Source organism: Stenotrophomonas sp. HMWF003 (genome assembly GCF_003061285.1).
GTDB lineage: Bacteria > Pseudomonadota > Gammaproteobacteria > Xanthomonadales > Xanthomonadaceae > Stenotrophomonas > Stenotrophomonas maltophilia_AP.
In genome coordinates this window covers 11,423-18,077 of record NZ_QAIW01000373.1, presented here as the reverse complement: position 1 = coordinate 18,077, position 6,655 = coordinate 11,423, and the positions used below count along the sequence as shown (strand labels likewise).

General features: G+C 70.5%; 8 protein-coding genes. 5 read left to right on the top strand and 3 right to left on the bottom strand.

Annotated elements, in window-relative coordinates:
* A partial coding sequence (locus tag DBR34_RS23350) for a TGS domain-containing protein (protein ID WP_258223989.1) occupies positions 1-107 on the bottom strand: 107 nt, incomplete at its 3' end.
* A 387-nt stretch (positions 108-494) separates the two neighbouring features.
* Between DBR34_RS23350 and DBR34_RS15555 the strand changes: the two genes are divergently transcribed.
* From DBR34_RS15555 to DBR34_RS15540, 4 genes are all read left to right on the top strand, one after another.
* On the top strand, positions 495-803 hold the full coding sequence (locus DBR34_RS15555) for a hypothetical protein (RefSeq protein ID WP_258223984.1): 309 nt from the start codon (positions 495-497) through the stop codon (positions 801-803).
* Entirely contained in the window at positions 803-1,066 is a 264-nt protein-coding gene (locus tag DBR34_RS15550) for a hypothetical protein (RefSeq protein WP_128097473.1), read from the top strand. Before DBR34_RS15555 ends, DBR34_RS15550 begins: the two co-directional genes overlap by 1 nt.
* 10 nt (positions 1,067-1,076) lie before the next feature.
* Positions 1,077-2,663: a PepSY-associated TM helix domain-containing protein gene (locus tag DBR34_RS15545; protein WP_128097472.1), complete on the top strand. Its 1,587-nt coding sequence runs from the start codon at positions 1,077-1,079 to the stop codon at positions 2,661-2,663.
* A gap of 140 nt (positions 2,664-2,803) precedes the next feature.
* Complete coding sequence (locus DBR34_RS15540; RefSeq protein ID WP_128097471.1) at positions 2,804-3,880, top strand: serine hydrolase; 1,077 nt, start codon at positions 2,804-2,806, stop codon at positions 3,878-3,880.
* On the opposite strand, the gene DBR34_RS15535 is transcribed toward DBR34_RS15540, so the two are convergent.
* On the bottom strand, positions 3,849-5,432 hold the full coding sequence (locus DBR34_RS15535) for a tetratricopeptide repeat protein (protein WP_258223983.1): 1,584 nt from the start codon (positions 5,430-5,432) through the stop codon (positions 3,849-3,851). The genes DBR34_RS15540 and DBR34_RS15535 overlap by 32 nt on opposite strands.
* Before the next feature lie 142 nt (positions 5,433-5,574).
* Here DBR34_RS15535 and DBR34_RS15530 point away from each other — a divergent pair, with 142 nt between their 5' ends.
* Positions 5,575-5,958 carry a VOC family protein gene (locus DBR34_RS15530; protein WP_219928310.1) on the top strand — a complete coding sequence of 128 codons (384 nt, stop codon included), beginning with the start codon at positions 5,575-5,577 and terminating at the stop codon, positions 5,956-5,958.
* On the opposite strand, the gene DBR34_RS23345 is transcribed toward DBR34_RS15530, so the two are convergent.
* Positions 5,955-6,655: glycoside hydrolase family 18 protein (locus DBR34_RS23345; RefSeq protein WP_258223982.1), on the bottom strand; the 701-nt coding region annotated here is incomplete at its 5' end. The genes DBR34_RS15530 and DBR34_RS23345 overlap by 4 nt on opposite strands.

Sequence of the window (6,655 nt, the reverse complement as noted above, 5' to 3'; positions counted from 1 at the left end):
ATGGTGGCCTTGGCCAGGCCGGCGCCGATCGACTGGGCGACGTCCATGACACTGACGGGGTTTTCGAACTCACGGCGGCTGCCGTCGGGAAGCGTGATCGCGATCATGACTGGGCTTTTTCTGATGGGCCTGCAACGCAGGCCGGGGAATCGGAGGTGGAACAGAGGCAACGGCAGCACGCCGCTCGGCCATAAAAAAAGCGCCACGAAGGCGCCTGCAAGGGGCCGTCGGGAGCGTTCAGCGGTGGGCGATGGTAGTGCTCATGTCGCACGCTGGACCGGCGCTGGGCGCGGGCCACCTTGTTGCCTGGATGGATACCCTGCCGATCTTAAACCAACGCGCGGATTTTTGCGCCTGCACCGCCCGGGCAGACGCCTGAACGCGCCGCTGTGGCGGACCAAAACGGCAATGATTACCATGCGCAGCGGGCCGTGCGACACGTGGCCCCGCCTTTCCCCCAAGGATTTCCCCATGGCCTCCGCTGCCCGTCCAACGTGCGTCCCGTGCTGAGCGGCAACACGCTTGCCCTGCTGTACTGCGGCGTCGCCGGCGCAGCGTCTGCGTTTTCGGCGCTGGCCTTCTATGCCGCGTCCGTGCACTGCCGCTGGCCGCGGCTGCGCCGCGCCGGGCGGCTGGGCCGGCAGATCGGGCTGGTGGCCGCCGCCACCTCGTTGTGGCTGTGGATGGGCCAGCTGGGTCTGGCCACCGGGCTGTGCGTGACGTTGGCCGGGTGGATGCTGACCGCGCTGATCCTGCCCTACCTGGCCGCCTGGACGCGCCCCGAGCGTGAGGCGCGGCCCTGATGTGGGCGCGTGCGCTGGCCGGGCTGGTGGCCGGGTTCTTCGTGGCCGCCGCGGGCGCCGGGCTGGTGGCGTGGCTGCCGCCCGGCCCGTGGCAGAGCGCCATCGTGCCCAGCCTGATCACCTTCATTCCGTTCTGGATGCTGGCCGCCCTGTGGGCCTTCGCGTTCCGCAGCGGCGTGCGTGCCTGGGCAGCGCTGGGCACCAGCGCACTGGCCGGTTTTGCCCTGTTGTGGCTGCTGCGCGCCGCCCACCTGGTGCAGTAAAGGAACGTCGATGAAATTCAGTTCGCTCACCCTGCGCACCTTCACCACGCTGCATACCTGGGTTGGCCTGGTAGCCGGCTTCGCGCTGTTCGTGGCGTTCTATGCCGGCGCGATCACCGTGTTCCACCATGATCTGCCGCTGTGGCAGTCGCCCCAGGCGATGACCCAGCCCGCGCAGACCCTGGACGATGCGCAGCGCCTGCTCGATGGCGTACTGGCCCGACACCCGGAAGCGCGCCAGCACCTGGGCATGACCTTCCCCGGCGCCGAAACACCGCAATCGGTGGCCTATTGGCAGGACGCCAGGGGCACCTGGCTGTTCGCCTGGTCCGATCACTTCGATGGCAGCCCTACCCCACCCCAGGCCGGGCTGGCCGAGCTGGTCAACGAACTGCACTACACCCTGGGCCTGCCGGTGGCCGGCATCTACCTGATGGGCGTGGTCAGCCTGCTGTATGGCCTGGCGCTGCTGTCCGGGCTGGTGATCCACCTGCCCAAGCTGGTCGGCGACCTGTTCGCGCTGCGCCCGGGCCGCAACCTGAAGCAGATGTGGCAGGACGCCCACAACGTGATCGGCGTGCTCAGCCTGCCGTTCCACCTGCTGTTTGCGGTGACCGGCGCGCTGCTGTGCCTGGTGTTCCTGCAGATGGCCGCGCTCAACCCGCTGATCTACGACGGCAAGCTGCTGGCCGCGCTGCCGGCGGCGATGGATACCGCGCCGATCCGCGCGGCCGCCGGCGAGCCGGTCCGGGCCGGCAGCCTGGCCATGCTGCATGCCCGAGCGATCGCCGTGGCCAACGACCAGGGCCAGGCGCGCTTCGAGCCGGCCTACCTGAAGCTGGCCAACGCCGGCGATGCCAACGCAGTGATCGAGATCACCGGCGACGGCGGGGTGTCCTTGGGCCCGCTGGGTGCCGTGGCGCTGGACGCCAACACCGGCGACGTCCTGCACACCCAGTTGCCGGGCCGGCGCGACGCCAACCACGCCACACTGGCGGCCGCCTATGCACTGCATTTCGGCGAGTACGGCAACGCCCTGGTGCCCTGGCTGTACTTCGCGCTGGGCCTGGGCGGCGCCTTCCTGTTCTATTCGGGCAACCTGCTGTGGATCGAGTCGCGGCGCAAGCGCCGCCAGCAGGCCCAGGGCCGCGCCCAGATCAACATGGCGCGCGCTACGGTCGGGGTGTGCATCGGTCTGTGCGTGGCCATTTCGGCCGCGTTCGTCGGCGTGCAGCTGCTGGAACACCTGGCCCCCGCACATGCCGACGCGGGCATGCGCTGGATCTGTTTCCTGGTCTGGGGCGGTTGCGCCCTGTGGGCGGCGCTGCGCGCGCCGTGGCAGGCCGCACGGGAGCTGCTGTGGGCCGCGGCGATCGTCACCGCGCTGATCCCGCTGGTGCATGGCGCGATGAGCGGGCTGTGGCTGTGGACCAGCGCGCTGCGCGGCTATTGGCCGCTGTTCTGGGTGGACGGGGTGGCGCTGGCCATGGCCATCGGGTTTGCCGCGATGGCGCGCGCCAGCAGCCGGCGCGCGATCCACGGCGAGCCGAACAGTGTGTGGTCACGACCGCGGCCCCTGGCCGCGCCCGCGCCGTGACCGCCGACGCGGCGCCCCGTGCGCCGCGCCCTCGCCCGCCGGACCCTTGTGCGGGCGGGCTTTCAGAAACCTTCAGGCGTTCTTCCAGCACTTCAGTCGCCTCCGTGGCGTAGTCGGGCTCCCCTTCGAGGAGTCCGACCATGCACACCCGTTCCTACCGATGCGCCGCCCTGATCCTGTCCTGGCTCGCCTGCCTGCCACTGGCGGGACGGGCCGCGCCGCCCTCACCGGATCCCGCCCCACTGGCCGCCCTGGAAGCGGCCATCGCCACCGAGGACATCAAGCAGGTCACCAGCGTGCTGCTGCTGGTGGACGGACAAATCGCCTACGAGCACTACTTCAACGGAGCCAGCGCCGACACGCTGCATGATGTGCGTTCGGCCAGTAAAAGCGTCACCGCGATGCTGGTCGGCGCGGCCATCGGCGATGGCCACCTGCCGGGGGTGAAGGCGCGGGTCTACGACTACTTTCCCGAATTCACTGCCACCCACCCGGTCGATCCTCGCCTGCGTGCGACCACGATTGAAGACCTGCTCACCATGAGCAGCCTGTGGGAGTGCGACGACGAGAACGCGTTCTCGGCCGGCAACGAAGAGCGCATGTACGTCACCGAGCGCTGGCTGGACTTCGCCCTGGCGCTGCCGGTGAAAGGTTTCGCGCCGTGGATGACGCCCCCGCAGGACAGTCCGCATGGGCGTGCCCACGCCTACTGCACGGCCAATTCGTTCGTGCTTGGCGCCGTGCTGGAACGTGCCACGAAGCGGCCGCTGGCCGACTATGCCGCGCAGGCGCTGGAGCGTCCGCTGGGGATCACCGCCAGCCGGTGGAACCGTTCGCCGGAAGGCATCGGCATGGGCGGCGGCGGCACCCGCTACCGCAGCCGGGACCTGGCACGCCTGGGCGAGTTGGTGCTGGCCGGTGGGCGTTGGCAGGGCAAGGCACTGATCCCGGCCGACTACGTGACCGCGATGCTCAGCGCACAGGCCAGCACCGGCGATGGCAGCGACTACGGATACCAGTGGTGGGGCCTGAAACTGCCCGTGCAGGGCCGGGAGACGACGCTGTGGGCGATGTCCGGCAACGGCGGCAACTACGTGTTCGTGATCCCGGACAGGAAGCTGGTGGCGGTCATCACCAGCACGGCCTACAACCGCAGCTACGCCCACCCGCAGTCGCGGCGCATCCTTACCGGGTTCCTGCTGCCCGCGCTGGACTGAGCCCGTCCAGATCGCCTGGCCGCCACCCGGCGGCCAGGACCTGCGCGCGCTGCGCACCGACATCCGCCTCGATCCGGGCCAGCAACGGTAGCCACCCGGGTGCCGTGCGCAGCGGCGCGAACAGCGGCGTCGCGCGCAGCCAGGCGGCATCGCGGAAGCCCGCGTCCACCGCACGCTGCAAGTCGGCCACGGCAGCCGCCGTGTTCCCCTCGGCCTGGTGCAGCAGGGCGCGTTCAAGGGCCATGTCCGACCAGCCATCGCCAGCCTCGCCGGCCTGCGCCTGCAGCTGCGCGGCGATCCACGCCGGCGTGGCCGGCACGGTGCCGTACAGGCCGGCCAGCGTTTGCCCCATCGACTGCTGCGGACGCAGCTCCCGGCCGCGCTCGAAGGCCTGCGCCGCGCCCGCGGCGTCGCCCTGCATCAGCAGCATCTCGCCCTGCAGGCGGAACAACTGCGGATGCGGCGTACCGCGCGCAAGCGCCTGCTGCAGCGCCGCCCGTGCCCGGTCCGCATCGCCCATGAGCAGCAGGCTGCGCGGCCAGGCGATGTTGGCGAATACGTTATCGGGGAACAGCTGGAAGTTGCGTTCGTGGCGACGTGCAGCGGCGTCGGTGAAGCCGAGCAGTTCCAGCTCGCGCGCGACCTGCACCTCACGGAAGCGGACGCGTTCGGGCGCGCGCAGCGAGAGGTTGGCCTGCAGTGCCTGTGCAAGGTGGCCCTGTTCCTGCTGCAGGTACGCCAGCGAGGCGCGCGTGCGCTCATCGTCCGGGTCGCGCTGCAGCGCCCGCTGGTAATCGGCGATCGCGCGCGGCATCGCCCCCAGGCAGTCATGGGCATACCCGCGCGCGGCGAGTGCGGCGGCATCGTCCGGTGCGGCGCGCAGCACCCGGTCCGCTTCGACCAGCGCCTGCTGCGCACGCTCGGCGGGACCATTGAACAGGCAGGTCTCGGCTGCCAGCGCACGTGCCAGCCCGCGTCGTGCGGCTGGCAGGTCCGGATCCACCTGCAGCGCCTGCCGGTACAGCGCGATGGCGCGCGCGTTGTTGCTGGCCTGGCCGATACCGGCGTAGTGGTCGGCACGTTGCAGCAGCGCGTCGGCCGGCGACCGCGGGGCGGCGGTGGGCCAGGCGATGACGGCCACGGCCGCAACGACAATCACTGCACTGGCGACGCCGGTGGCCCCGCGCCAGCCCCAGCGCCGCGCCACACGAGGCGCACGGCCCGCTGGCGTGTCGTGCAAGACCGGCTGCACGGGCGCGCACAGCTGGTAACCACGGCCGCGGACCGAGCGCACATACCGTGGGCGGCGGCTGTCATCGCCAAGCGCCTGGCGCAGCAGCTTCACCCGCTGGCTGATCGCATCTTCGCCGACCACCGCCGGGGCCCACACCTGCCCGGCGAGGGTGTCGAAGCTCACCACGTCGGTGCCGTGGGCCAGCAGGCAGTCGAGCAGCCGCCAGCTCAGCCCGCTGACCGGCAGGACGGCATCACCGCGCCGCACCTGCTGCAGGGTGCGGTCGATGTCCAGGTCCAGCAGGCGCACGGTCTCCATGCGGCCAAGCATAGGGCACCGCGCAACCGCCCCGCAGGTGCCGTTGGTCTCCCGCCATCCAGCGGCCCCCCGCTCACCGTGCATTGCCGGTGGCGGCGGTAACGTGCCGGTTTCCCCGCCTTCCCGCATTGCCATGACCGACCTGCATATCGACCGCCTCGACCACCTGGTACTCACCGTGGCCGACATCGACGCCACCTGCGATTTCTACCAGCGCGTGCTGGGCATGGCCGTGGAGACCTTCGGCGCCGGGCGCACGGCGCTGCGCTTCGGGCTGCAGAAGATCAACCTGCACGCGCACGGTCGCGAGTTCGAACCCAAGGCGCTGCGCCCCACCCCCGGTTCGGCGGACCTGTGCCTGATCACCTACGCCCGCATGGACGAGATCCTGGCCCACCTGCAGGCGCAGCAGGTGGACGTGGAAGACGGCCCGGTGCAGCGCACCGGCGCCACCGGGCCGATCCTGTCGGTGTACTTCCGCGATCCGGATGGCAACCTGATCGAGGTGTCGCACTACCTGGACTAAGGCAGGAACGGCGCGGCCATCGCCTCCAGCAGGCTGCCCTGTGCGTCGTCGCCGGTCAGCTCCCAGGTGAACACCCCGCGCAGCGCGGCGGACCGGGCGAACGCGGCGCGCAGGCCGATCGAGGTCGGGACTTCATAGCTGATGAAGATCCGTTCGGTCGGGTTGTACAGCCATGGGCTCTGCGCCACCGGATGCCAGTGCCGCTGCCAGCCGGGCGTGTCGAGGAAGTCGCTGCGAATGCGCCGCCAGTCGCCGGCGTCGAACGGCGCACTGTAAGGCTGGTACAGGCCATCGTTGTCGCCCGCAGTGACGCGGAAACCGCGCCCGTAGAACGGCACGCCCAGCACCAGTTTGCCGGCCGGCACGCCCTGCTGCTGGTAGTAGGCCACGGCGCCTTCCACGTTGTTCCACCGCCGCTGCGCCGGGCCCAACGGATCCTCGGGCACCTCACGCAGCGGTGCGTTGAAGGTGGACACCGCCGAGAACCCGGTGCCCATGTCATAGCTCATCAGGTTGATGAAATCGAGCCGTTCGCCCAGTTCCCTCAGCTCGTAGCTGCGCGCAGGATCGTAGGCGCCGTCGGTCTGCACGCGACCGGCCGGCAGCGCGGCGGTCAGCAGCAGGTGCTGGCCACGGGGCGTGCCGACCGCATCGAGCTGGCGACGGAATTCCTGCACCAGCAGGGTCATGTTGCGGC